This window comes from Bradyrhizobium sp. BRP22 (assembly GCF_020194175.1).
Lineage (GTDB): Bacteria > Pseudomonadota > Alphaproteobacteria > Rhizobiales > Xanthobacteraceae > Bradyrhizobium.
The window spans coordinates 1-23113 of sequence record NZ_JADYVX010000030.1 but is presented as its reverse complement, the minus strand read 5'-3'; the positions used below and the strand labels follow the sequence as shown (position 1 = coordinate 23113).

25 protein-coding genes are annotated in these 23113 nt (G+C 65.0%); 7 read left to right on the top strand and 18 right to left on the bottom strand.

The genetic code is table 11. The annotated features are described in order from the left end of the window. Positions 1–81: 81 nt before the first annotated feature. A complete protein-coding gene (locus tag I6F35_RS29320; RefSeq protein ID WP_225121136.1) occupies positions 82–1326 on the bottom strand; it encodes an efflux RND transporter periplasmic adaptor subunit in 1245 nt (414 codons plus the stop codon). A 102-nt stretch (positions 1327–1428) separates the two neighbouring features. Here I6F35_RS29320 and I6F35_RS29315 point away from each other — a divergent pair, with 102 nt between their 5' ends. Both I6F35_RS29315 and sulP read left to right on the top strand, forming a co-directional pair. Then, the gene (locus I6F35_RS29315) at positions 1429–2028 is read left to right on the top strand and encodes a TetR/AcrR family transcriptional regulator (RefSeq protein ID WP_225121135.1); all 600 of its coding nucleotides are present in this window, start codon (positions 1429–1431) and stop codon (positions 2026–2028) included. A gap of 9 nt (positions 2029–2037) precedes the next feature. Further along, complete coding sequence (gene sulP, locus I6F35_RS29310; RefSeq protein ID WP_225121134.1) at positions 2038–3762, top strand: sulfate permease; 1725 nt, start codon at positions 2038–2040, stop codon at positions 3760–3762. A 219-nt stretch (positions 3763–3981) separates the two neighbouring features. On the opposite strand, the gene I6F35_RS29305 is transcribed toward sulP, so the two are convergent. The 3 genes from I6F35_RS29305 to I6F35_RS29295 all read right to left on the bottom strand — a co-directional run bounded on the left by I6F35_RS29305 (position 3982) and on the right by I6F35_RS29295 (position 6926). Beyond that, the gene (locus I6F35_RS29305) at positions 3982–5115 is read right to left on the bottom strand and encodes a GGDEF domain-containing protein (protein WP_225121133.1); all 1134 of its coding nucleotides are present in this window, start codon (positions 5113–5115) and stop codon (positions 3982–3984) included. A gap of 135 nt (positions 5116–5250) precedes the next feature. Beyond that, the gene (locus tag I6F35_RS29300; protein WP_225121132.1) at positions 5251–6267 is read right to left on the bottom strand and encodes an inorganic phosphate transporter; all 1017 of its coding nucleotides are present in this window, start codon (positions 6265–6267) and stop codon (positions 5251–5253) included. An 8-nt stretch (positions 6268–6275) separates the two neighbouring features. Next, positions 6276–6926, bottom strand: a complete 651-nt coding sequence (locus I6F35_RS29295) for a DUF47 family protein (RefSeq protein ID WP_225121131.1) — start codon at positions 6924–6926, stop codon at positions 6276–6278. Between the two features lie 217 nt (positions 6927–7143). On the opposite strand from I6F35_RS29295, the gene I6F35_RS29290 reads away from it, so the two are divergent. Further along, positions 7144–7329 (top strand): hypothetical protein, encoded by a 186-nt coding sequence (locus tag I6F35_RS29290; RefSeq protein WP_225121130.1) that lies wholly within the window; start codon positions 7144–7146, stop codon positions 7327–7329. 19 nt (positions 7330–7348) lie between these two features. Here I6F35_RS29290 and I6F35_RS29285 read toward each other — a convergent pair whose 3' ends face one another. The 9 genes from I6F35_RS29285 to phnG are packed head-to-tail and all read right to left on the bottom strand — an operon-like array spanning position 7349 to position 14317. Next, positions 7349–7960, bottom strand: a complete 612-nt coding sequence (locus tag I6F35_RS29285) for a pyridoxamine 5'-phosphate oxidase family protein (protein WP_225121129.1) — start codon at positions 7958–7960, stop codon at positions 7349–7351. Positions 7961–7973: 13 nt separating this feature from the next. Then, positions 7974–8582, bottom strand: a complete 609-nt coding sequence (gene phnN / locus I6F35_RS29280; RefSeq protein ID WP_225121128.1) for a phosphonate metabolism protein/1,5-bisphosphokinase (PRPP-forming) PhnN — start codon at positions 8580–8582, stop codon at positions 7974–7976. Continuing rightward, entirely contained in the window at positions 8579–9730 is a 1152-nt protein-coding gene (locus I6F35_RS29275) for an alpha-D-ribose 1-methylphosphonate 5-triphosphate diphosphatase (protein ID WP_225121127.1), read from the bottom strand. The genes phnN and I6F35_RS29275 overlap by 4 nt, the downstream gene beginning before the upstream one ends. Before the next feature lie 29 nt (positions 9731–9759). After that, positions 9760–10458 carry a phosphonate C-P lyase system protein PhnL gene (gene phnL, locus I6F35_RS29270; protein WP_225121126.1) on the bottom strand — a complete coding sequence of 233 codons (699 nt, stop codon included), beginning with the start codon at positions 10456–10458 and terminating at the stop codon, positions 9760–9762. A 7-nt stretch (positions 10459–10465) separates the two neighbouring features. Further along, positions 10466–11266: a phosphonate C-P lyase system protein PhnK gene (phnK, locus tag I6F35_RS29265; RefSeq protein ID WP_225121125.1), complete on the bottom strand. Its 801-nt coding sequence runs from the start codon at positions 11264–11266 to the stop codon at positions 10466–10468. After that, positions 11259–12143 carry an alpha-D-ribose 1-methylphosphonate 5-phosphate C-P-lyase PhnJ gene (locus I6F35_RS29260; RefSeq protein WP_225121124.1) on the bottom strand — a complete coding sequence of 295 codons (885 nt, stop codon included), beginning with the start codon at positions 12141–12143 and terminating at the stop codon, positions 11259–11261. Before I6F35_RS29260 ends, phnK begins: the two co-directional genes overlap by 8 nt. Further along, positions 12140–13243, bottom strand: a complete 1104-nt coding sequence (locus I6F35_RS29255) for a carbon-phosphorus lyase complex subunit PhnI (protein ID WP_225121123.1) — start codon at positions 13241–13243, stop codon at positions 12140–12142. Before I6F35_RS29255 ends, I6F35_RS29260 begins: the two co-directional genes overlap by 4 nt. Before the next feature lie 2 nt (positions 13244–13245). Then, entirely contained in the window at positions 13246–13851 is a 606-nt protein-coding gene (phnH, locus tag I6F35_RS29250) for a phosphonate C-P lyase system protein PhnH (RefSeq protein WP_225121122.1), read from the bottom strand. 4 nt (positions 13852–13855) lie between these two features. Continuing rightward, the gene (gene phnG, locus I6F35_RS29245; RefSeq protein ID WP_225121121.1) at positions 13856–14317 is read right to left on the bottom strand and encodes a phosphonate C-P lyase system protein PhnG; all 462 of its coding nucleotides are present in this window, start codon (positions 14315–14317) and stop codon (positions 13856–13858) included. A 113-nt stretch (positions 14318–14430) separates the two neighbouring features. Here phnG and phnF point away from each other — a divergent pair, with 113 nt between their 5' ends. Next, positions 14431–15162 carry a phosphonate metabolism transcriptional regulator PhnF gene (gene phnF, locus I6F35_RS29240; RefSeq protein ID WP_225121120.1) on the top strand — a complete coding sequence of 244 codons (732 nt, stop codon included), beginning with the start codon at positions 14431–14433 and terminating at the stop codon, positions 15160–15162. A gap of 147 nt (positions 15163–15309) precedes the next feature. On the opposite strand, the gene phnE (I6F35_RS29235) is transcribed toward phnF, so the two are convergent. The 4 genes from phnE (I6F35_RS29235) to phnC all read right to left on the bottom strand — a co-directional run bounded on the left by phnE (I6F35_RS29235) (position 15310) and on the right by phnC (position 19147). Further along, the gene (phnE, locus tag I6F35_RS29235; protein WP_225121119.1) at positions 15310–16158 is read right to left on the bottom strand and encodes a phosphonate ABC transporter, permease protein PhnE; all 849 of its coding nucleotides are present in this window, start codon (positions 16156–16158) and stop codon (positions 15310–15312) included. Continuing rightward, complete coding sequence (phnE, locus tag I6F35_RS29230) at positions 16155–17039, bottom strand: phosphonate ABC transporter, permease protein PhnE (protein ID WP_225121118.1); 885 nt, start codon at positions 17037–17039, stop codon at positions 16155–16157. The genes phnE (I6F35_RS29235) and phnE (I6F35_RS29230) overlap by 4 nt, the downstream gene beginning before the upstream one ends. Before the next feature lie 178 nt (positions 17040–17217). Then, positions 17218–18153, bottom strand: coding sequence for a phosphonate ABC transporter substrate-binding protein (gene phnD, locus I6F35_RS29225; protein ID WP_225121117.1), 936 nt, complete (start codon positions 18151–18153; stop codon positions 17218–17220). Positions 18154–18331: 178 nt separating this feature from the next. Further along, positions 18332–19147, bottom strand: coding sequence for a phosphonate ABC transporter ATP-binding protein (gene phnC / locus I6F35_RS29220; RefSeq protein ID WP_225121116.1), 816 nt, complete (start codon positions 19145–19147; stop codon positions 18332–18334). 178 nt (positions 19148–19325) lie between these two features. Between phnC and I6F35_RS29215 the strand changes: the two genes are divergently transcribed. From I6F35_RS29215 to I6F35_RS29205, 3 genes are read left to right on the top strand one after another with little or no spacing between them, the layout of a single operon-like run. Then, a complete protein-coding gene (locus I6F35_RS29215; RefSeq protein WP_225121115.1) occupies positions 19326–19982 on the top strand; it encodes a DapH/DapD/GlmU-related protein in 657 nt (218 codons plus the stop codon). Further along, on the top strand, positions 19979–21172 hold the full coding sequence (locus I6F35_RS29210) for an alpha-D-ribose 1-methylphosphonate 5-triphosphate diphosphatase (protein WP_225121114.1): 1194 nt from the start codon (positions 19979–19981) through the stop codon (positions 21170–21172). Before I6F35_RS29215 ends, I6F35_RS29210 begins: the two co-directional genes overlap by 4 nt. Positions 21173–21179: 7 nt before the next feature. Next, entirely contained in the window at positions 21180–21887 is a 708-nt protein-coding gene (locus I6F35_RS29205; protein WP_225121113.1) for a DUF1045 domain-containing protein, read from the top strand. Positions 21888–22001: 114 nt separating this feature from the next. Here I6F35_RS29205 and hemC read toward each other — a convergent pair whose 3' ends face one another. After that, positions 22002–22997 (bottom strand): hydroxymethylbilane synthase, encoded by a 996-nt coding sequence (gene hemC, locus I6F35_RS29200; protein ID WP_225121112.1) that lies wholly within the window; start codon positions 22995–22997, stop codon positions 22002–22004. Positions 22998–23113: the final 116 nt, after the last annotated feature.

Here is a 23113-nt window from a genome sequence, read left to right as displayed (position 1 = left end):
TGCCCCTGCGCGCAGCATCTCGTCTCTTTGTTTGAGCATGATCTTTTCGGAAAACCGGTTTCCACTTTTCCGGATCATGCTCTAGCGCTGCGCCACGTGCTTATTGTCTTCATTGGCGGCCTGCTGGGTTGTACGCGCGCCCATTTCGGCGACTTCCATCTTCAGGAGAGCGCCGGGGCGCACGCGCTGCAGGCCGTTGACGACGATGCGGTCGCCGGATTGCAGGCCCGAGGTGACGATGCGCAGCCCGTCGACGAAGCCGCCGAGCGTGACCGGCCGGTAGACCGCGCGGTTGTCCTCGCTGACCACCATCACGAATTTCTTGTCCTGGTCGGTGCCGATCGCGCGCTCATCGACCATGACCAGGGTCTGCTTCTGCGGCTGGCCCATGCGCACGCGGGCGAACTGGCCGGGGATCAGGCGGCCGTCATCATTGCGGAACACGGCGCGGACGCGGATGGTGCCGCTCTGGCCGTTGACCTGGTTGTCGATGAGCTGGATGTGGCCCTTGGCCGTGGTGCCGCCTGATGTCGTCATCTCCACCGGAATGCGGTCGAGATTGCCGCGCGTGCCGGAAGCATCGGCGATCGAGTGCAGCGCGCGCAGCACCACCTCTTCATCGGCATCGAAGCTGGCATAGATCGGATTGACCGAGACCAGCGAGGTCAATACCGGCGATGCAGTGCCGGCGGCTACGAGATTGCCGACGGTGACCTCGAACTTGCCGACCCGGCCGTCCACCGGGGCGCGCACTTCGGTGTAGCCGAGATTGAGCTCTGCGGTTTGCAGGGTCGCTTCGGCGGCCTTGACGTTGGCGAGCGCTTCGCGATTGGCGTTGTCGCGCTGGTCATAGTCGCGCCGGGTCACGACGGCGTTGCCGACGAGTTGCGCCCCGCGCTCGAGCTCGCTGGTCGTGAAAACCACGCGCGCCTTGGCGGCCTCGAGCTGCGCCCTGGCCTTGTCGACCTCCGCCGCATAAGGCGCCGGATCGATCTTGAACAGGACATCGCCGGCCTTCACCAGCGAACCTTCGGTGAAGTTGGTCGAAAGGATCGCGCCGGCGACCCGCGGCCGCACCTCGACACGATCGATGGCCTCGAGCCGGCCGGAGAAATCGTCCCACAGATTGGCCTGTCGGGGCTCGATGACGGCGACCGTCACGGCGACGGCGGGCTCCGGCGCAGCGGCCGCACTGGTGGCCTGCGCGGCATGAAAATAGCGGCCGGAAAGGACCGATCCGGCCGCCACGACGGCGCCAACGATCACAATACCGCCAACGATGCGTCGGAACCGGCCAGAACGGGGGGTAATACGGGCTGGGGGCATTTGCGCGCTCCATAATGTAGTGAGCACTACAAATGTGGAGCTGGACGCCAGTCCGCAAGATACTTATGTAGCGGATGTTAAGAAATTTTCAGGGAGCACGCAATGGCGATGGGCAGGCCCCGGGCGTTCGACGCCGATGCGGCGCTGGACCAGGCGATGGAAGTGTTCTGGCGGCACGGCTATGAGGGCGCGACGATCGCGCAACTCACTGAAGCCATGGGCATAAATCCGCCAAGCCTGTACGCGGCCTTCGGCAGCAAGGAAGGCCTGCTCAAGGCTGCGCTTGATCGTTATAGCGCCAAGCGTGCCTGCTGGATGGAAGAAATCTTAAGTGCGCCGACCGCCCGCGAGGTGGCCGAGCGCATGCTGATGGGCACCGCCGACACGCAGACCGACCCCGCCAATCCGCCGGGATGCCTGCTGGTTCAGGGCGGCCTTGCCTGCGGCACCGGCTCGGAAAACGTCCCCTTCGAACTCGCCGCCCGCCGCGCCGAGACCGAGAACCAGCTCCGCGACCGCTTTGTCAGGGCAAAGGCCGAGGGCGACCTCAAGCAAACCGCAGACCCCGCCGCGCTCGCGCGCTATCTCTCCGCCGTCAATGCCGGCATGGGCGTGATGGCCTCATCCGGCGCCGACCGCGAGGCGCTGCGGCAGGTCGCGGCGGTATCGGTGAAGGCGTTCGAGGAGCAGAGCAATTCGTAGCGACCGGCAATGAAGCATTGGAGCTGCTGGCTGCCGGGTCTCGACACCCTCCGTCGATATCAAGCGGCGTGGCTTCCGCACGATGTCTTCGCCGGGCTCGCGCTGGCGACCATGCTGGTCCCGGTCGGGATTGCCTACGCCGAAGCATCGGGCTTGCCCGGCATCTACGGCCTGTACGCCACCATCATACCGCTGCTGGTCTACGCCCTGTTCGGCCCCAGCCGCATCCTTGTGCTGGGACCGGACTCGGCGCTCGCGGCCGTCATCCTCGGCGCTGTCGTTCCGTTGTCGGGCGGCGATCCTCTACGCACCGTAGCCCTGGCCGGCATGATGGCGATCGTTTCCGGCACGGTATGCATTCTGGCAGGCGTCCTGCGTCTGGGCTTTGTGACCGAGCTTCTCTCCAAGCCGATACGCTACGGCTATATGAACGGAATTGCCCTGACCGTCCTGGTCAGCCAACTGCCAAAGCTCTTCGGTTTCTCGATTGAGAGCGATGGACTGTTGCGGAGCGTATGGGCAACTGGCCGCGCAATCCTTGAAGGCAGGACAAATTGGGTCGCTTTCGGGATTGGGCTCGGCACCTTGATCGTCATTCTCCTGCTCCAGATCAACAAGCGGCTGCCAGGCATTCTGATTGCCGTGGTCGGGGCGACGCTCGTCGTTGGCGCGCTGGATCTTGGGCCCCGATACGGCGTGACTGTTCTGGGCCCTCTTCCGGAAGGGTTGCCGGGCTTCGCCGTTCCCCGCATCGGCTATGACGACATCTGGCCGGTCATCATCGGCGGCTGCGCCGTCGCACTGATATCGTTCGCCGACACCAGCGTGCTTTCCCGCGCCTTCGCGGCACGGCTGGGCACGCAAGCCGATCCCAACCAGGAGATGGTGGCGCTCGGTGCCGCCAATCTGGCAACCGGTTTCTTCCAGGGTTTCCCGATCAGCAGCAGCAGTTCGCGGACGCCGGTTGCGGAAGCCGCCGGCGCCCGCACGCAACTGACCAATGTGGTCGGCGCGCTGGCCATCGCGCTTCTGCTGCTGGCAGCACCAAACCTGCTTCGGCATCTGCCCAATGCCGCGTTGGCCGCCGTCGTCATCGCCGCCGCGATCGGTCTGTTCGAAGTCACCGACCTCAAACGAATCTATCGCATCCAGCAGTGGGAGTTCTGGCTATCGATCGTCTGCTTCGCCGGCGTGGCCGTGCTCGGGGTCATTCCGGGAATAGGTCTCGCGATCGCCATCGCGATCGCCGAGTTTCTATGGGACGGGTGGCGTCCGCACTCGGCCGTATTGGGCCGCGCCGACCGCGTCAAAGGCTATCACGACATCACGAGATATCCGGATGCACGCCAGATTCCCGGGCTGGTGCTGTTTCGGTGGGATGCGCCGCTGTTCTTCGCCAATGCCGAGTTCTTCAAGGAGCGCGTCATGGACGCGGTGGCGAAATCACCGACGCCCGTGCGCTGGCTGGTCGTTGCCGCTGAGCCGGTCACCAGCGTGGATGTCACCGCCGGCGATACGCTTGCCAGGCTGGACGAGACGTTGCACGCACAAGGCATCGAGCTTCGTTTTGCGGAGCTGAAAGATCCCGTAAAGGACAAGCTGAAGACATTCGGATTGTTGGCACAGCTTGGTGAGAACAGCTTCTTCCCAACCGTCGGCGTCGCCGTTTCCGCGTATCTGGAAAACAATAGTGATGTTGAATGGGAGGACTGGGAAGACCAGGTCGACCGGTAGTACATGATCAGTTTGGATTGAGTCGGCTGCGGGTTGCTTCACCTCTCCCGCTTGCGGGAGAGGTCGGATCGCATCGCCAGATGCGATCCGGGTGAGGGCTCTCTCCTTGGAAAGTCCCATCGCAGAGGCACCCTCACCCCAACCCTCTCCCGCAAGCGGGAGAGGGGGCGCGGCGTGCATCGCGGATGCAGTTCGACCAGATCTCATCTGCTTTGGGGCTCAAACCGCCTGATCCAGCACTGTGGTCTCATCGCCAGACCATTGCCAGCGTCCGCCGCCGGCGCGCTTGGCGGCGTAGAGCGCGCGATCGACTCGTTCGAGCAACGATGCCGTGCCGATCGTCGCCTCTGCGGCAAGCTCCGTCACCAGGATGCCTGCGCTGGCGCCGATCCGCGCGGGTTCATGCGAGACGAAGAAGGGCAGCGACAGGGCCTCGACCACGCGTTTGGCGAGCGCAACGGCCGCCTCTCTCCCGGCCGGCCCGTCTTCCACCGGACGCAGCAGCATGAATTCATCGCCGCCAAAGCGGGCCACCGTGCCCCGCGGCCCGACGCAGTGGGTCAATCGTTCGGCGACCTGGCGCAACAATGCATCGCCGGCGTGATGGCCGAGGCGATCATTCACCAATTTGAAACCATCAAGATCGATGGCGATGATCGCGACGCGCCCCGCCGCGTTCTCCAGCGCCGAAAGAAACGCAACACGGTTCGGCAATCCGGTCAGGAAGTCATGATGGGCCTGGCGCGCCAGCGCCTGCTGCGCTTCCAGCCGCTCGATGAACGCCTTGCTGAGATGGCGCGACGCCTCGCGCAGCATGACCCAGAACAGGAAGAGCATGCAGGAGCCGAGCTTGTAGGCAAGTTCCGGCCGAAGCAGGCCCGCCGTGATCGTCGGCGCGAACAGCACCGCGGATGCCGACAGCACGATCCACGGACGCACCGCCGCGCGCGACACCATGCCGACGCAAAAGGACATCGACAACCCGAAGCTCATCCATGCCCCGGCGGCATCGCCAAGGCGGAGCGCGCGGAACGAGAGCAAACCGAGGCCGACAGAGAACGCCACCGCGCCAATGCCGTAGATGCGCTCCCAGCGCAGCACGTCCTCGTCGGAGAAACTCGGCGCGCGCAACTTGTAGAGGCGCAGGCTGTACAGCCGGCCGCCTGCGGTGATCAGAATGAGACAGGAGATCAGGGCATAGCCGATATCGCCGCTGACCAGCGCAAGCGCGATCGCACCGGTGCCCGACGTCACGGTGATCGCCATGACCTGCGGCATCGACGTGTACAGCAATTTGATCAGTTCGCGGCGGATGCCTGGCTGCACGGCGGCGGACGGGGCTGTCAGTCTCATGGCCGGCACCATGCCGCCGAGTTGCTAAGAAACGGTGATGCCAACCAGTTCGGTCGCCACGGTTCCGCGATAGGCTTAAAGGAGCATCAAGGGCCGCCGCACGGTGCATTCGAACGCGGGCGCCGGAACGGCCGTTCACATGATCGCAGCGATGCCGGCGAACAGGAAATAAACCGCGACCGCGATCAGGCCCGCCGCCGGCAGGGTCAGGGCCCAGGCGAACATGATATCGCCGGCGACGTCCCACCGCACCGATGAGCCTTTGCGCGCCAGCCCTACCCCGGCAATCGATCCGGCGATGGTGTGCGTCGTCGAGATCGGCGCTCCCATCCCGATCGCGACGAAGATCGTGACCGCACCGCCGAGTTCGGCGCAAAAGCCCTGCATCGGCTTGATGTGGGTGATGCGGGTACCCATGGTGTGGACGATCCGCCAGCCGCCGACCAGCGTGCCCGCAGCCATTGCTGCGTGGCAGACGAGCACGACCCAGAGCGGCACGCGGAATTTGTCGCCGAGATAACCCTGCGTGAACAGCAGCGCCGCGATGATGCCCATGGTTTTCTGCGCGTCGTTGCCGCCATGTCCGAGCGAATAGAGCGACGCCGAGCAGAACTGCAGGACGCGGAACATGCGGTCGACGGTAAACGGATTGTTGCGAAACAGCGTCCACGACAAGGCGACCATGACCATCAGCGCCAACAGCAGTCCGATGACCGGCGAGATCACGATCGCGGCCACGGTCTTGATCACGCCGCTCCAGACAATGGCGCCCGTTCCCGCCTTTGCGAGACCCGCGCCGACGAGCCCTCCAACCAGGGCGTGCGAACTACTCGACGGCAGTCCGGCCGCCCAGGTGATGACGTCCCATGCAATCGCGCCGATCAACGCCGCAAACAGCACGAGGCCATCGATCGAATTTTCCGAAACGATGCCGGTGCCCATCGTCTGCGCAACCTGCAATCCAAACACGAGGAAAGCGACAAAATTGAAGAAGGCGGCCCAGAGAACCGCCGAACGAGGCGACAGCACGTTGGTTGAGACGACGGTCGCGATCGAATTCGCGGCATCGTGGAGGCCGTTGACCATGTCAAACAGCAAGGCCACCACGATGAGGCAAATGATTATGCTGAGGGAAAGATGTGCGACGTCCATGCGATGACCTAGACCTGATCGATCACGACGTCGTGGATCGCGCTTCCGATCGCCTGGAAGTCGTCCATCACATCTTCGAGGCGTCCGTAGACCGCGGCAGCCATCAACAGCCGAACGGCATCGTTGTCCTGTCGCCCTTCGTCGCCTGCAAGCCGCGTCAGTGCGTGATCGATCAGGTCATCGCTCTGCTCGGTCCGCTCGGCGACGTGCCGGCAAATGTCGGTGAGCTGGCCCACGTTCCGGTCGATATCCGGAAGCATCGGCATCGCGCGCGCGATATGTTCGGCGCAATCGACGAGTATGCCGCCGGTCTGCCGGATATCGGGGTCGTATGCGGTTGCGCTCAAAAGCGTGCTGGCGCGGGCGGTCCTGCGCATATCCCTGAGACAATCGTCGATGCCCCCCACCAAGTCCTTGATATCGACGCGATTGAACGGCGTGACGAAGCTCACGCGAATGGCGTCGAGCGTGTTGCGGGCGCCGGCCTTTGCGCGCTTCTCGATCCTGGTCAGCGTCTCGCAGCAATCCGCCGCCGCTTGCGGCCCGGTGCGAAGCAGCCCTGAGAGCGTGTTGGCGCCCGCCAGCAGTTCCTGGGCATGCGCTTCAAACATCGGAAAGAACTGCTCTTCCCGTGGAAGCAGTTTCGCGACCCATGTCATGGCCGAGGTTTTCCTGATCTTGCGAGCATCGTTCTGTGCCGGCGGCAGCCATGCACGTTCAGGTCGATGAACTCGGAATCGCGCAGGTCGTTCCTGTCCGTCCCATCTGCATCGGGTTGCCGATCGCGCCGCCAACACTCAGCGATTTCATCGAACTGTCACGGAACGTCACTCAAGCCACGACGGTTGTCTTCGCATTCTTTGCCGGAGGCCAATAATGAATACCCCGGAACCGCAGACGTCCCGACACAGCGCCGGCTTCTATGCAGTGATGATCGGCGGGCTTGCAGTCGTCGCTACCCTGATTGGACTTTCGCTGACGACCGGACTGCCCGGACTCCACAATACGCCCACGACCAACGTCGCCGGACAAAGCGTGGTCGGCAAAACCGCCTCCGATTAGCGCGACGCGTTGTAGACCGTCACCACATCGTCTGGCGGGCGCGCTCGGGCCATTCGCGGTCGTAGGTTTCGCCGCCGACCTTGTTCTCGCTCATGCTGGCGAGGATCTGGCCCGGGGTCGGCAATGTCCTGGGATCGACGCGCTTGTCGGGATTCCAGAGGTCGGCGCGGACGATGGCGCGGGCGCACTGGAAGTAGATCTCGTTGACGGTCATGACGATGACGGAGCGCGGGGTCTTGCCTTCCATCTTGAAGGACGCGAGCAAATCCGGATCGATGGAGAGATGGGCGCGGCCGTTGACGCGCAGCGTGGTGCCGGAGCCGGGGATCAGGAACAAGAGCGCCACACGCGGATCGCGAACGATGTTGCGGAGCGAATCGACGCGGTTGTTGCCCCGACGATCCGGCATCATCAGCGTCTTGTCATCGTGGATGCGGACGAAACCAGGCAGGTCGCCGCGGGGTGAGCAGTCGATACCTTCGGGACCGACGGTGGCGAGCGCGGCGAACGGCGACGTCTCGATCAGGATGCGGTAGGGCGGCGTGACGCGGTCGGCGACCTTGACGGTGGAGGCGTCGTTGGGGAAGCCGTAGATCGCCTCCAATTGCTCGATCGTCGCGATATGTGTCATCGGCTTCCCTTGTTTACTCGTCCCATCGGCTGCCCATGATGATCCGCGCGAGCTGGCGCGCGTGATAGTCGGCGGCGCCGACGTTGACGATGGTGAAGTCCGGAGCGGCCGTCGTCTCGTCGACGGTGCGACTGAGCCGATGCTCGATCCGGCCGTCGCTGGCGCGTCCGCGCATCGCCAGTCGTTCGGCCAGCACGTTCGGCGGCGCGGTGATCTGGACCACGACGACATTGGCGTAGGCGCGGCGGGCGATCGATATCACCGTGCGCGAGACGTTCGCAATCACACTGCGGCCGGCGCGGAGATCGTCATCGATCGCGCGCGGCAGTGCATAGCAGTGACCATGCGCTTCCCAATGCATGGCGTAGTCGCCGCGCGCCAGCGCGTCGCGAAACGCTTCGGCGCTGACCTCCTCATTGTCTTCCGAAGCCGAGGATTCGCGCGTGATCATACGGCGCGCAAAGACGACGTTGCCGTCCTCGGCGCAGCCTGCTTTGGCGAGCCCGAGCAGCGTATCCTTGCCGGCGCCGCTCGGGCCGACGACCAGGACCAGCCGGCCGGGACCGATCGGAGCCGATCTCTCCGCAGCATTCTCAACAGCGATCGTCGGTGCTTCCGTCATGCGACCCGCTCCCCTTCCCGCCAGACACTGCGCACCACCGGCAAGCCGCGCGCGACATGCACGCGGATCAGGTCGGCGCGCTTGCCGACCGCGATCTCGCCGCGGTCGGTGAGCCCCACCGCTTCGGCCGGCGTCTTCGTCACCGCGCGCACCGCGGAGGCGAGATCGATCGCCGGCACGTGCCGCGGCAGTTGCAGCGCCGCCATCAGCAGGCTCGAAGGAATGTAGTCGGACGACAGGATGTCGAGCAGCCCCTCGCGGGCGAGATCGACGGCCGCGATATTGCCGGAATGCGAGCCGCCTCGCACGACATTGGGCGCGCCCATCAGGATGTCGATGCCGGCCGCATGCAGGCCGCGCGCGGCTTCCATCGTGGTCGGAAATTCCGCGACCGCAACGCGGTCGCGCACGGCGTCGACGACATTCTCTTCCGTCGTGTCGTCGTGGCTCGCGAGCGGGATGTTGTATTGATGTGCGAGCGCAACGATGGCGCGCATGTTGGTCGCGGCATAGGCCTTCTGGTTGGCGAAGCGTCGGGCAAAGAGCTCGTCGAGCTGGGCGTCGGTCATGCCGCCACCTTTGCCGCGGTAATAGTCGCGCAGCTTCACCTCGTCGCGGAACTGGCGCTGGCCGGGCGTGTGGTCCATCAGCGACATCAGCCGCACGTCGGGCCGATCGATCAGCTCCTTCGCCTCCTCCACCACATCGGGCATCGGGATTTCGCAGCGCAGGTGCAGGAAGTGATCGGCGCGGAGAAGATTGCCTTGGCGCGCCGCCGAGATCGCTGCCGCCAGAACGCCGGCGCGGCCGTCGACGTCCTCGGCGCCATCCTCGCGCCAGACCCTGAGCGAATCCAGCACCGTGGTGATGCCTGACGTCGCGAGCTGGGCGTCATAGGAGATGACGGACGCAACCGGGTCCCAGAACACTTTCGGGCGCGGCACGTAATGGACTTCGAGGTGGTCGGTGTGCAGCTCGATCATGCCAGGCATGATCAGGTCGCCGCCGGCATCCTCGCTGCCAGCAGGCGCGCTCCCCTCGCCAAATTCGGCGACACGACCATCGGCGAGCGCGACCCAGCCGCGCTCGATGACGCGGTCGGCCAGCACGACCCGGGCATTGCCGATGGTGGTCTCTCTTGCGGTCATCTCCCCTTCCCTCTCATGCCGCCGCCCTCTCATGCCGCCGCAGCGAATGACGTGACATCCACGATTCGGTCTGCAATCAGATGACGGATTTCATCGTCATGCACGATCGCGACCATCGCAACACCGCGGCGCTTCTTTTCTCCGATCAACTCCACCACCACGGCGCGATTGGCCGCATCGAGCGAGGCCGTCGGCTCGTCCAGCAGCAGGATCGGCAGATCGGACACGAAGCCGCGGGCGATGTTGACGCGCTGCTGCTCGCCGCCGGAAAAGGTCGAGGGCGGCAGCCGCCACAGCCGCTCGGGAATGTTGAGCCGACGCAGCAGCGCGCCGGCCCTCTCGCGCGCCTCGGCCCGCGGCGTGCCGCCCACGACCAGCGGCTCGGCAACGACGTCGAGGGTCGGCACCCGCGGCACCGCGCGCAGGAACTGGCTGACATAGCCGATGGTGGCGCGGCGCACGCTCAGGACCTGCCGCGGCTCGGCGCTGGCGAGATCGATCACGTCGCCCTGGTGGCGGATGTCGATCCGCCCGGTATCGCAACGGTAGTTGCCGAAGATCATCTTCAGGATCGACGACTTGCCTGCGCCGGATGGCCCTGACAGCACCACGCATTCGCCGGGCTCGACATGGAACGAGACGTTGCTCACGACGGGCAGTTCGACCCCACCCTGCAGATGCATGGTGAAGGTCTTTGCCGCGTTCGAAATTTCGATCATCGCAGTCATCAGGCCCTCATGGCGGCAGGATCGAGGAAACGAGCAGTTGGGTGTAGGGCTCGCGTGGGTCGTCGAGCACCTGGTCGGTCAGGCCGGTCTCGATGACGCGGCCGCCCTTCATCACCATCACCCGGTGCGACAAGAGCCGCGCCACCGCAAGATCATGCGTGACGACGATGGCGGCGAGGTTGAGCTCGCTGACGAGATTGCGCATGAGGTCGAGCAGGCGGGCCTGCACGGAGACGTCGAGACCGCCGGTCGGCTCGTCCATGAACACCAGGCGCGGCTCGGTGACCAGGTTGCGCGCGATCTGCAGGCGCTGCCGCATGCCGCCGGAATAGGTTTTCGGCGCATCGTCGATGCGGCCGGCGTCGATCTCGACGCGCTCCAGCCAGTTCGTCGCGGTGTCGCGGATGCGGCCGTAATGATTCCAGCCGACCGCCATCAGCCGCTCGCCGACATTGGCGCCGGCGGAGACCGCCATGCGCAGGCCCTGCGCGGGATCCTGGTGCACATAGCCCCAATCGGTGCGGAACAGAAAGCGCCGCTCGGCCTCGCCGAGCAAGGCGAGATCGCGCAGCACGCCGTCACGCATGCGATAGGAGACGCGGCCCGCGCTCGGCGCGAGCTGCGCCGACAGCAATTGCAGCAATGTCGACTTGCCCGAGCCGGATTCGCCGACGATGGCCAGCACCTCGCCGGGATAGAGCGAGAACGACACGTCGCGGCAGGCCGCCAGCCGGCCGTAATTCTTCGACAGGCCTTCCGCGATCAGCAGCGGCTGGTCGTCCTCGGACGCGGTCATCGGCTCAGACATGCGCCCTCTCCTTGTGCGGGGCTGCGTTCTCGCTGCCGCGATGGCCTTCCGCCTGGCGCTGCTCGCAATAATCGGTGTCGGAGCAGACGAACATCCGGCCACCCTTGTCGTCGGTGACGATCTCGTCGAGGTAGGAATTGTCAGCGCCGCAGAGCGCGCAAGGCGCGTCGAAACGGTACGGCTTGAACGGATGGTCCTCGAAATCGAGCGAGACCACGGTGGTGTAGGGCGGGATCGCGTAGATCCGCTTCTCGCGGCCGGCGCCGAACAATTGCAGCGCCGCGCAATTGTCCATCTTCGGATTGTCGAATTTCGGCGTCGGTGACGGATCCATCACGTAGCGCGCATTCACCTTCACCGGATAGGCGTAGGACGTGGCGATATGGCCGAAACGCGCGATGTCCTCGTAGAGCTTGACATGCATCAGCCCGTATTCGGCAAGCGCATGCATGCGCCGCGTCTCGGTCTCGCGCGGCTCCAGGAAACGCAGCGGTTCGGGGATCGGCACCTGATAGACCAGCACCTGCCCTTCATGCAGGCGCGCCTCGGGGATGCGGTGGCGGGTCTGGATCACGGTTGCTTCCGTCGTCGAGGTCGTGGTCGCGACGCTCGCGGTCTTGCCGAAGAATTTGCGGATCGAGATCGCATTCGTCGTGTCATCGGAACCCTGGTCGATCACCTTCAACACGTCATCGGGACCGAGGATCGCGGCGGTGACCTGCACGCCGCCGGTGCCCCAGCCATAGGGCATCGGCATCTCGCGGCTTGCGAACGGCACCTGGTAGCCGGGAATCGCGATCGCCTTCAGGATCGCGCGGCGGATCATCCGCTTGGTCTGCTCGTCGAGATAGGCGAAATTATAGGACGGCGCGTTCATTCGGCGGCCTCCTTCAGCGATTCCGACGCGTTGGCTTCAGCGAACTCCTGACGCAGCTTGCGGAGCAGGCCGAGCTCGGACTGGAAGTCGACATAATGCGGCAGCTTGAGATGCTCGACGAAGCCGGTCGCCTGCACGTTGTCCGAATGCGACATCACGAATTCCTCGTCCTGCGCCGGCGCCCTCACCTCCTCGCCGAGTTCGCGCGCGCGAAGCGAGCGATCGACCAGCGCCATCGACATGGTCTTGCGCTCGCTCTGGCCGAAGGCGAGCCCATAGCCGCGGGTAAAGCACGGCGGCTCGGTCGCCGAACCCTTGAACTGGTTGACCATCTGACACTCGGTGAGTTCGATCGCACCGAGCGGAACGGCAAAGCCCGCGTCCTCGGCAAAGAACTCGACATCGACCTCGCCGAAACGGATCTCGCCGGCAAAGGGATGGTTGCGGCCGTAGCCGCGCTGGGTGGAGTAGCCGAGCGCAAGCAGGAAACCTTCGTCGGCGCGGGCGAGGTTCTGCAGGCGCAGATCGCGGTCGGCGGGAAAGCTGAGCGGCTCGCGCGTGAGGTCGCCGACCGGCGCCTCCGCCTCCGCTTGCGGCGATGGCTCGATCAGGCCGTCATGGGCGAGGATGTCGGTGACACGCGGCGTCTCGGCCTGCGAGACCTCGCCGCTGGCGGGCTGCGCCGGCACAAAGCCTTCGGCGAGCTGCGGATCGAGCAGGCGATGGGTGTAATCGAACGTGGGACCGAGGATCTGGCCGCCGGGGATGTCCTTGAAGGTCGCGGAGATGCGCCGGCGGATCTGCATCCTGCCGGTGTCGACCGGCTCGCTGGTGCCGAAGCGCGGCAGCGTGGCGCGGAAGGCGCGGACCAGGAAGATCGCCTCGATCAGATCGCCGCGCGCCTGCTTGATCGCGAGCGCGGCGAGCTCGCGGTCATAGAGCGAACCTTCGGCCATCACGCGATCGACGCCGAGCGCAAGCTGCTCGGAGATCTGCGCCAGCGTAAGCTCCGGCACTTCCCGGTCGCCGCGCCGTTCATGCGCGAGCAGGCGATGGGCGTTCTCGATGGCGCGTTCGCCGCCCTTGACAGCAACGTACATCGTCAATCCTTCCCGTTAACGAGCCGCGTGGTGCGCGGGACCGCGACAATCGAGGAGCCGTCAACCAGCACGACATCGATGCCGCGCGGAAACAGCGTGGCGTTGACAGCGAGCCGATCGAACAGATCGCGCGGCTGGATGCTCGCGGTCAGCAAAGTGGTGCCGTCGATACCGGGGCCGCGCAGTTCGTAAGTTGCGCCGTTGGACAGGCTGTCGACCTGCAGGATCAGCGTGGTCGAACGATCCGGATATTCGCTGCTGCCGAATGCGAAGCGATCGAGCGCGGGAAGATCGTCGGGATCGCCGATCAGCGCAAAGCTTGCGCTCGCGGGATCGTCGACAATGAGCGCGCCGGTGTGGAACTTCAGCCATTTGGCGACGTCGGAGGTCGACATCGCGCCGTCGAGCCAGATCGGCGTGTCGTGATCGAACAGCATCAGCGCGATCGCGGCCGTGCCGTGCATCACCCCGTCAGGCGCTCCAGCCGATGCCGCGATTCGCTGCACCGTTCCTGGACGCGCCATCGCGTTCATCACGGATCGAAACGTCGCCTGTGCCGACAAGACCTTGTCGGGAAACCCCGGCGGCAGTTCGGCAACCATCGTCATGTCGTCAGCCCTCACCGCGCACCATGGTGTAGAAATCAACCCGCGTCGCCGCGGTCTCCGCCGCCTCCTGGCTCCGTCTTGCGGCCATGGCCGTGCGCAGCGGCGCGATCACCTCCGCTTCGACTGCATCGGCGAAGGTATCGGTTTGCGCCATGGCGTCGCACAACGCGATCAGCCGCGCCTTTTCATGGTCGTGACCGAGCGTGTAGCCGAAGCCGACCTGCCCGGTCGAAAGCAGCACCGCCGCGCGCGAGACGGTCGCCTCGCCGACATTGAAGGGGGCGCCGTCGCCGCCGATCCGGCCGCGCACCATGACGAGGCCGTTTTCCGGCTCGCGCAGGGTCTTGTGATCGGGCAGCGCCATCGCGCTGAGCCGGGCCGAAATTTCGGCGGCCTCCGACTGTGCGAGCACCGCCATCGCCGCCTTGCGCTGCGCCCGCCTGTTGTCTTGCTCGGTCTTCGTCATGTCGCGGAACCTTGCCTGACTCAAGTTGTCTATGATAATAGACAACTTGATAAGCAAACGCCATGACTGTTTCATGACACGGGCATGATTTTCGACAGGACTGGGTTTCCGGAATGAGCGTTCAGGACACCGCCTCATCAGGCGTCGCGCTTTGGCGATTGGTCGCCGACGGTATCGAGCGCGGCATCGCCGATGGCCGCTTTGCCGCCGGCGAGAAGCTGCCGGGCGAGATGGAGATCGCGGAGACCTACCGCGTGAACCGCCACACCGTGCGTCGCGCGCTCGCGGCGCTGGCCGAGCGCGGGCTGGTGCGCGCCGAGCGCGGCAGCGGCACCTATGTGGATGCGCAAAAAATCGCCTATCCGCTGCGCTCACGCACGCGGTTTTCGGAGATCGTCGGCGCCGGCGGCCGCGAGCCGCGCGGGCAGTTCATCGATGCGTCGGAGGAACCCGCGAGCCGCGAGCTTGCGCGAGAACTCGGACTGAAGGCCGGCGCGCCGCTGGTCCGGATCGAGTCGGTGCGGCTCGCCGACCGCGCGCCGATCTGCGTCTCCACCTCCTGGCTTTCGGCCGAGCGCTTTCCCGGCGCCGGAGATGTGTTCGCCAGCGTCCGCTCGATGACCAAGCTGCTCGAACATTTCGGCGTCCGCGACTATCGCCGCGCCTCGACGCGGATCACTGCCGGCATCGTCGACGCCACGGACGCCGCGCGGCTCGACCTGGCACTCGGCCGCCCGATCCTGGTGGTCGATTCCACCGACGTCGGTCCCGACGGCAAGCCGCTGGTGACCAAGCGCTCCCGCTTCGCCGCCGAGCGCGTGGAGTTTTTGGTGGAGAATAGTTAAAGGGAACGCGCGTCTACGTCGGTGGCTTCATCCTTCGAGACGCCTGCTTTGCAGGCTCCTCAGGATGAGGTCTGACACTCGCCCTGTCCCTGACCCTCATGGTGAGGAGCGCGCAGCGCGTCTCGAACCATGAGGCCACGCCGTCCCTCACGCCACCGCGCGCTGACCGATAATGGCGAAGCGGAGTTTCGTCGATATCCAGTCGATCACGGCGACGGCAATCAGGATCATCAATATCAGGAACGACACCTTCTGCCATTCCAGCACGCGGATCTGTTCGGCGAGTTGCAGCCCAATACCGCCGGCACCGACGATGCCGATGATGGTGGCCGAGCGCGTGTTCGACTCGATGTAATAGAGCACCTGCCCGGCGATCACGGGCAGGACCTGCGGCATCAGGCCGAAGCGGATCTCGTGCAGCGCGCTGCCGCCGGAAGCCCGGATGCCCTCGACCTGCTTCTTGTCGGCGGCCTCGATGGCCTCGGAGAACAATTTGCCGAAGGCGCCGAAATCCGACACCGCGATGGCAAGCACGCCGGCGAACGGGCCGAGGCCGACGACATTGATCCACACCAGGGCCCAGATCAGCGTGTCGACGCCACGGATCGAATCCAGGAAGCGCCGCACCGGAAAGCGGAAGATGGCGGAGGGAACGATGTTGCGCGCGGCAAGCAGGCTGACCGGCAGCGCCAGGAACGCGGCAAGCGTGGTGCCGAGCAGCGCGATCGACAGCGTCTCGCCGAGCGCGGAGAGATAGGTCGGCAGCGACGAGCCGGGATCGGGCGGGATCATCATCAGCGTGATCCAGCCAAGCTCGCGCAGGCCGCTCACCAGCTTGGTCGGCGAGAAGTCGAGATCGTACAGGCCGAAGGCGAAGACCGCGAATGCAGCGAGCAGCATCAAGGGCGTGGCGAGCCGTGCCGATGCCGGCCGTTCGAAAACGTCGGGATACTTGGTGCGCAGCGCCTGCGAGTCAGGCTTCGGCAGCTGGCTCATGCCCGCGCCTCCTTGCCGAACAGTTTTCCGCGCAGCCAGCCGGTGGTGATGTCGATCACGAACACCGTCACGACGATAGTGACGAGAATGGCGCTGACGTCCGAGTAATAGAATTTGCGGATCGCGACCACGAGCTCCTGCCCGATGCCGCCGGCGCCGACAAAGCCCATCACGGAGGCTTCGCGCACGTTGATCTCGAAGCGCAGCAGCGCATAGCTCGCGTAACCGGCCGAGACCTGCGGCAGCACCGCAAAGCGCATGCAGGAGAGCCAGCTCGCGCCGGTCGAGCGCACGCCCTCCACCGGCTTCATGTCCGCATTCTCGACGATCTCGGAGAACAATTTGCCGAGCGCGCCGGTCGAATGCACGGCGATCGCGAGCACGCCTGCCATCGGCCCGAGACCGAAGGCGATCACGAACACCAGCGCGAACACGATGCTAGGCACCGTGCGGGCGAATTCCAGCAGGCGGCGGACGACGAAACGCAGCCAGGGCCCGGGCGAGGTGTTCTGCGCAGCAAAGAAGTTCAGTGCGAGCGCAAGGACCGCGCCGATCAGCGTGCCGACATAGCTGATCAGAATGGTCTCGGCGAGCAGCTTCAGCCATTTCTGCCAGCCCCAGAACCATTCGCCGACGTCGGTCCAGACCCGCTGGCCATTGTCCAGCGTGAGGATGCGGTCGAAATAAGAGACGAAGTTGCCGAAATAAGTGAAGAGCGTGCGCAGGTTCACTTCGGCGCCGATGCCCGCGACGACGAGTGCCGCCAGGAACACCGCCGCCGCCAGCATCATCTTCAGCCGCTTGCGCGCGACTGCCTTGCGATAGGCGTCGTTCAGCGCCGCGAGCTGCTGGGCGGGAAGGACGGATACGGCAGTGGCCATCGGACTTGCTGCTTGCCCCTAGAGCATTTTCGGTTCTGATTGAATCAGAGCCGAAGCTCTAGTTTCTTGTTCTGACGCGTTTTCTTCACGCGAACCGGTATCCACTTCGCTCGAAAACGGGCTAACGGAAACAGGCCGGGTCGCTACTCGACCCGGCCTGCGTCTTCGTGTCGATCGATCAGGACGCCTTCTTCTTGCGCAGCGCGTCGACGAACTTGATCAGCTCGATGGTGCCGTCCCAATCCTTGGTGGTCGCGGCATGGAAGCCCTTCTTCTGGCCGTCCGAGAGCTTATCGAACATCGCCTTGTCCTTGGTCGGCGCATCGAAGAAGGCCTTGGCGATCGCGGCCTTCAGGTCGTCGGGAAGATCCGAATTGTAGGCATAGGGTCCGTTGATGATCTCGGCCGACTTGTGGATGATACGGAAATCGTCCTTCTTCATCGGCGAGCCGTCGGTGTTCTTGAGCATGCCCTTGTGCAGCATCTGGGCGAGCGTGGAGTCATTGTCGCTGGTCCACTGATTGGCCGCGACGTCGACCGTGCCTTGCGAAAGCGCCAGCATCGCGTTCTCGTGGCTGCCGGTGAAGACGACCTTGCTGAAATAGGCGTCGGCGTCCGGAATGCCGTTCTTGTTGAGCTCGAAGCGCGGCACGTTGTTGCCCGAGGTCGAGTTCGGATCGACGAGGCCGAGGTTCTTGCCCTTCACGTCATCGAGGGTCTTGTAGGGGCTGCTCGCCTTGACGAAGAACACGGAGTAGTAGCCGGTCGAACCGTCGGCATTGATGTCGTTGGCGAAGGCGTCGGTCTTGACGCCGGTCAGCCGCGCGCGGGCGAAGGAGGCCGAACCGTAGCTTGCGATCTGGATGTTGCCGGAGCGCTGGCCCTCGATCACGGCGGCATAGTCGTTGGCGATGCGCAGCGTGACCTTCACGCCGAGTTCCTTGGAGAGATAGTTGACGAACGGCGTCCAGCGCTCGGTGACGCCGGACGCGTTTTCAGCCGGCACGACCGCGAAAGTCAGCTCCGAATACTTGGTCTTCCAGTCCTGCGCCGAAGCGGACGCAGTGAACGCGAGCGCGGCGGCGCCGGCGAGAACGATGCGACGAGTGATCATGGTTTACCCCTGCTGTTGTAGTAACGCTGGACCATGATCCGATTGGACGGAATCGGATCATGATCTCATCTCTTTGTTTGAGCATGATCTTTTCGGAAAACCGGCTTCCACTTTCCCGGATCATGCTCTAGAGGCCGACTGCGGTTGCATCGGCTTTCTCTGGATTAATGTGCGACGTTCAGGCCGCGGCTGCGGTGCCGAGCGCCGGAGCTGTTGCGGCATCGGGCGCGGGCATTGGCGCCCCGCCGATGACATCGTTGGCCTCGAGATCGTAGAGCTCGCGGGCGATGTGATCGGTCAGCATCGAGGGCTGACCATCGAACACCACGCGGCCTGCCGCCATGCCGATCAGGCGGTCGCAATAGCTGCGCGCCAGATCCAGCGAATGCAGGTTGCAGAGCACGGTGATGCCGAAATGCTTGTTGATGCGCAGAAGCGCATCCATCACGATCTTGGTATTGCGCGGATCGAGCGAGGCGATCGGCTCGTCGGCGAGGATGATGTCGGGCTCCTGCACCAGCGCGCGGGCGATCGCCACGCGTTGCTGCTGGCCGCCGGAAAGCTGGTCGGCGCGCTGGGCGGCGAACTGCGCCATGTCGAACTGCTCGAGCGCAGACATCGCCAGCGCCCTGTCTTCGTCGGGCCAAAGCTGAGTCAGCGAGCGCCAGGACGGGATCTCGGCAAGACGGCCCATCAACACGTTGGTCAGCACGTCGAGCCGGCCGACCAGATTGAACTGCTGGAAGATCATCGCCGAACGCGCCCGCCACTGCCGCAGCGCCTTGCCGCGCAGTGCGGTGACGTCGACACCTTCGAACAGGATGCGGCCTTCGGTCGGATCGGCGAGACGATTGACCATCCGCAGCAATGTCGATTTGCCGGCGCCCGAACGGCCGATCACGCCGACAAAACTACCGGGCTGAACCGAGAACGAAGCATTGTCCACCGCGGCTTTTGTGCCGAAACGGCACGTCAAACCTTCCACCACCAGCATGCAGTGCTCCGAACCCGTCACGTCGGCTAACGGCTAACGCCACCGCATTACAGTTGTGTGACAAACGCGCTGCAGTGCGGCAACCGTCCACAGCGCCGACGATGTCATCCAACTGTCACGCTAATGTTATGAAGCGCATCGAAGAGGTGCGCTCCCCGCAATCGTTCGAGAGGCAAAAATGGCTGGCAAGATGCTTTCCGTTGTACCGACGGTCGATCCCACCGCTTCGGTGCGGGAAAGCCAGCTTGGGGCATACACCGAGGTCGGAGCGCGGACCATCCTGCTCGAAGTCGCGATGGGCGACTATTCGTACGTCGTGAACGACGCGCAGATCACTTACACCACAATCGGCAAATTCTGCTCGATCGCGGCGATGACCCGGATCAATCCCGGCAATCATCCGATGCAACGTCCGTCGCAGGCGCATTTCAGCTATCGCGCCAGCGCATACTTCCCGGGCGAGGCGGACGATGCCGAGTTCTTCGAATGGCGCCGACAGCACCGCGTGCATATCGGCCATGACGTCTGGATCGGACATGGCGCCATCATTCTGCCCGGACGTTCGATCGGAACCGGCGCTGTGGTCGCGGCCGGCGCGATCGTGACCAGGGACGTCCCTGCCTACACCATCGTCGCCGGCAATCCTGCGCGGCCGATTCGCAAGCGGTTCGCCGATGACATCACCAGCCGCCTTGCCGCACTCGCCTGGTGGGACTGGGATCACGAAATGTTGCGCCAGGCGCTGCCGGATTTCCGCAAGCTGGTTGTCGAGGACTTCCTCGCCAAGTATGAAGCGCTGAATGCGTCAAACACCCGCCGGAGTGCCATCTCGTGACCGACATTATTATCGAACGCGGCAAGGCTCTCGTTAATGGCGAGTTCGTCGAAACGCGGCTGCGGACCGCGGGCCGCGACATCGCAGCGCTCGACGGCGAGGGAGACGGCCGCGGCGCGCTCGGCATCGATGCGCGCGATCTGCTGGTGCTGCCCGGCATCGTCGATCTGCATGGCGACGCTTTCGAGCGGCAGATGATGCCGCGCGCCGGCGTCGATTTTCCGATCGACGTGGCGCTCGCCGACAGCGACCGCCAGGCGATCGCAAACGGCATCACGACGGTGTTCCACGCCACCACCTGGTCGTGGGAGCCGGGCCTGCGCAGCGCCGAGAATGCGAGGCGGCTGCTGGAGGCGATCGAGCAGATGCGCCCGCAGCTTGCCGCCGACACGCGCTTCCATCTGCGCCACGAGACCTACAACCTCGACGCCGAAGCAGAGATCATCGGCTGGCTCGCGGAGGGCCGCGTCGACCTGTTCGCGTTCAATGACCACATGGACGGCACAATCGGGGATCTCGCCAAGCCGCGGAAGCGCAACCGGATGGTGGAGCGCACCGGACTTTCGCCCGAGGACTTCGATCGGCTCGTCGCACACGTGGTGTCGCGCGCGGACGATGTGCCGGCCTCGGTCTCCCGCCTTGCCGGCGCGGCGCGTTCAGCCAATGTCCGCATGCTCTCGCATGACGACAACAGCCCGGAGATGCGCAAGGCGTTTCGCGATCAGGGCGTCGGCATCGCCGAATTCCCGGTCAACGAAGAGACCGCACGCGAGGCGACCGCCGCCGGCGACGACATCGTGTACGGCGCACCCAATGTCGTGCGCGGCGGCAGCCATACCGGCTGGACCAAGGCGTCCGACATGATCGCAAAGGGCCTGTGCTCGGTGCTTGCTTCCGACTATTACTATCCGGCGCAACTGCTCGCGGCGTTCCGGCTGGCCGCTGACGGCGTGCTGCCGCTGGCAAAGGCCTGGGACCTGATCTCGGCCGCGCCGGCGCGCGCGGCCGGGCTCGACGACCGTGGCGTGCTCACGGAGGGTCGGCGCGCCGACATGATCATCGTCGATGACAAGGTGCCGCTGCGGCCGCGCATCGTCGCGGTGATCGCTGGGGGACACCTCGTGCATCTGGCCGACGCCAGCCGGCTCACCTATTCCACCGCGCCGCGCGTGGCGGTTGCGGCTGCCTGACGCGACGATGGCCAACTATCCCCGTTACGCTCTTTACTACGCGCCAGCGCCAGGCAGCGCGCTCGACCGCTTCGGCGCCGAGATGCTCGGCTACGACGTCTATCACGGCAGCGAACTGGCTTTTCCCGAAGGCTTGCCGCCGGACTGGCGTGAGATCACGCAGGATCCGCGCAAGTACGGCTTTCACGCCACGCTGAAAGCGCCGATTGCGCTGGCGGAGGGGAACACCGAGGCCGATCTGGCCGGGGCATGCGAAGCTTTCGCCGATACGCCGCGGCAGATTCCCGTGATCGAACCCGTCATCGATTCGATCAGCGGCTTCATCGCGATGATCCCGGCAAAGCCGTCGGCCGATTTGCAGCAGCTCGCGGCCGACGTAACGCGCGACTTCGATTCATTCCGCGCGCCGCTGTCGGCGCAGGATCGCGCACGGCGAAATCCCGAGCGATTGGCGCCGCGGCAGGTCGAGTATCTCGACCGCTGGGGCTACCCTTATGTGATGGAAGAATTCCGCTTCCACATGACGCTGACCGGCCGACTGGAATCCGAGCGGCGCGACGTCGTGGTGCCGATGCTGCGGGAGCGCTTTGCCTCTGTGCGACTTGCAACACTCGCGATCGACCGGCTCGCGCTGTTTGGCCAGGACAACGCCGCATCGCGATTCCGGATTATCGCGCATTGGCCGCTGCGAGCACTGCTGTCGTCCCGGCCTTGAGCCGGGACCCATAACCACAGGCCTCTGTGGTATGCTCCGCTGCAACCGCTTGCTCGCGCCATAACACCTTCCTGTGGTTATGGGTCCCTGCTTTCGCAGGGACGACAGAGTTCTTTACTCGTCCGTCTCTTCGGGCCTTGTGCGGGCGATGATCTCGGCGGCGCCTTTGTCCAGCAACTCCAGTCCGACGGCGCGGCCGAGTTCGCGGGGGCGGTCGGCGGGGCCGGTGCGCGAGGCTTCGATGAAGCGGTCGCCGGTTTCATCCAGCACCGAGGCGCGCAAAATCATCTCGCTGCCGGCAAGCGTGGCATGGCCGGCGATCGGGGAATTGCAGTGGCCGTTCAGGATCCACAACACCTCGCGCTCGGCTTCGGCGGCGAGACGCGATGATACATTCTCGATCTTGGCGAGACGGGCGCGCGTCACGAAATCGTTCGCCACGCATTCGACGGCGACGATGCCCTGCCCGACCGACGGTAGCATCTCGTCGACCGGGAAATCATAGGCGATGCGCGATGCGCGCCCGATACGCTCGAGCCCCGAGCGCGCCATCACCAGCGCGTCCGCGGGACCGACCTCGCCGCCATCGGGCAGGCGCTGCTTGTCGCCACGATCGAGCTTGGCAATCCGCGTATCGGCGGCGCCGCGGAAATGAATCACGCTCACCTCAGGAAACAGCCTGCGCAGATAGGCCGCACGGCGCACCGCGTTGGTGCCGATCTTGAAGCCCTTGCCGCGCGAGGCACGAAAGCTTTCCAGCGAGAGGCCGGGACGCAGCACCAGGCAGTCGGTCGCGGCGTCGCGCGGCAGGGTCGCACCGAGCACGAGGCCGGGCGTCTCCTCATTGCCGGGCACATCCTTCAGCGAATGCATCGCGGCCTGCAGCTCGCCCGCGCGCATTGCCTCGCGGATCTCGGCGACGAAGGCGCCGCCCTTGCCGCCATGGCGCAGCAATTTGCTTGTCTGGTCCTGATCGCCGCGGGTTTCGAACCGTACGATTTCGACGGTCAGGTCGGAAGCCGACGCACGCAACAGCCGCGCGACTTCTTCGGTCTGCGCCATCGCCATGGCCGTCTTGCGCGTGCCGATGCGTAAGGTCTGTCCCGACACAATGTCTCCGTTCGAGCCGCCGATAAAGCCGAGGGATTAGAGCGTGATCCCATGAGGTTGAAATGCAACCGCGATGAAGCTGCGCCCCCTCTCCCGCTTGCGGGGGAGGGCCCGGG

What these genes read in the sequence shown, in the direction of transcription:
- I6F35_RS29205 (WP_225121113.1), top strand. Translation starts at nt 21,180, where the DNA reads ATGGCCAACTATCCCCGTTACGCTCTTTACTACGCGCCAGCGCCAGGC.
- I6F35_RS29285 (WP_225121129.1), bottom strand. Translation starts at nt 7,960, where the DNA reads ATGACACATATCGCGACGATCGAGCAATTGGAGGCGATCTACGGCTTC.
- I6F35_RS29215 (WP_225121115.1), top strand. Translation starts at nt 19,326, where the DNA reads ATGGCTGGCAAGATGCTTTCCGTTGTACCGACGGTCGATCCCACCGCT.
- phnC (WP_225121116.1), bottom strand. Translation starts at nt 19,147, where the DNA reads ATGCTGGTGGTGGAAGGTTTGACGTGCCGTTTCGGCACAAAAGCCGCG.
- phnE (WP_225121119.1), bottom strand. Translation starts at nt 16,158, where the DNA reads ATGAGCCAGCTGCCGAAGCCTGACTCGCAGGCGCTGCGCACCAAGTAT.
- phnL (WP_225121126.1), bottom strand. Translation starts at nt 10,458, where the DNA reads ATGACTGCGATGATCGAAATTTCGAACGCGGCAAAGACCTTCACCATG.
- I6F35_RS29315 (WP_225121135.1), top strand. Translation starts at nt 1,429, where the DNA reads ATGGCGATGGGCAGGCCCCGGGCGTTCGACGCCGATGCGGCGCTGGAC.
- I6F35_RS29260 (WP_225121124.1), bottom strand. Translation starts at nt 12,143, where the DNA reads ATGAACGCGCCGTCCTATAATTTCGCCTATCTCGACGAGCAGACCAAG.
- phnE (WP_225121118.1), bottom strand. Translation starts at nt 17,039, where the DNA reads ATGGCCACTGCCGTATCCGTCCTTCCCGCCCAGCAGCTCGCGGCGCTG.
- phnK (WP_225121125.1), bottom strand. Translation starts at nt 11,266, where the DNA reads ATGTCTGAGCCGATGACCGCGTCCGAGGACGACCAGCCGCTGCTGATC.
- phnH (WP_225121122.1), bottom strand. Translation starts at nt 13,851, where the DNA reads ATGACGATGGTTGCCGAACTGCCGCCGGGGTTTCCCGACAAGGTCTTG.
- I6F35_RS29275 (WP_225121127.1), bottom strand. Translation starts at nt 9,730, where the DNA reads ATGACCGCAAGAGAGACCACCATCGGCAATGCCCGGGTCGTGCTGGCC.
- I6F35_RS29300 (WP_225121132.1), bottom strand. Translation starts at nt 6,267, where the DNA reads ATGGACGTCGCACATCTTTCCCTCAGCATAATCATTTGCCTCATCGTG.
- I6F35_RS29255 (WP_225121123.1), bottom strand. Translation starts at nt 13,243, where the DNA reads ATGTACGTTGCTGTCAAGGGCGGCGAACGCGCCATCGAGAACGCCCAT.
- I6F35_RS29295 (WP_225121131.1), bottom strand. Translation starts at nt 6,926, where the DNA reads ATGACATGGGTCGCGAAACTGCTTCCACGGGAAGAGCAGTTCTTTCCG.
- sulP (WP_225121134.1), top strand. Translation starts at nt 2,038, where the DNA reads ATGAAGCATTGGAGCTGCTGGCTGCCGGGTCTCGACACCCTCCGTCGA.
- I6F35_RS29320 (WP_225121136.1), bottom strand. Translation starts at nt 1,326, where the DNA reads ATGCCCCCAGCCCGTATTACCCCCCGTTCTGGCCGGTTCCGACGCATC.
- phnN (WP_225121128.1), bottom strand. Translation starts at nt 8,582, where the DNA reads ATGACGGAAGCACCGACGATCGCTGTTGAGAATGCTGCGGAGAGATCG.
- phnF (WP_225121120.1), top strand. Translation starts at nt 14,431, where the DNA reads ATGAGCGTTCAGGACACCGCCTCATCAGGCGTCGCGCTTTGGCGATTG.
- phnG (WP_225121121.1), bottom strand. Translation starts at nt 14,317, where the DNA reads ATGACGAAGACCGAGCAAGACAACAGGCGGGCGCAGCGCAAGGCGGCG.
- I6F35_RS29305 (WP_225121133.1), bottom strand. Translation starts at nt 5,115, where the DNA reads ATGAGACTGACAGCCCCGTCCGCCGCCGTGCAGCCAGGCATCCGCCGC.
- I6F35_RS29290 (WP_225121130.1), top strand. Translation starts at nt 7,144, where the DNA reads ATGAATACCCCGGAACCGCAGACGTCCCGACACAGCGCCGGCTTCTAT.
- phnD (WP_225121117.1), bottom strand. Translation starts at nt 18,153, where the DNA reads ATGATCACTCGTCGCATCGTTCTCGCCGGCGCCGCCGCGCTCGCGTTC.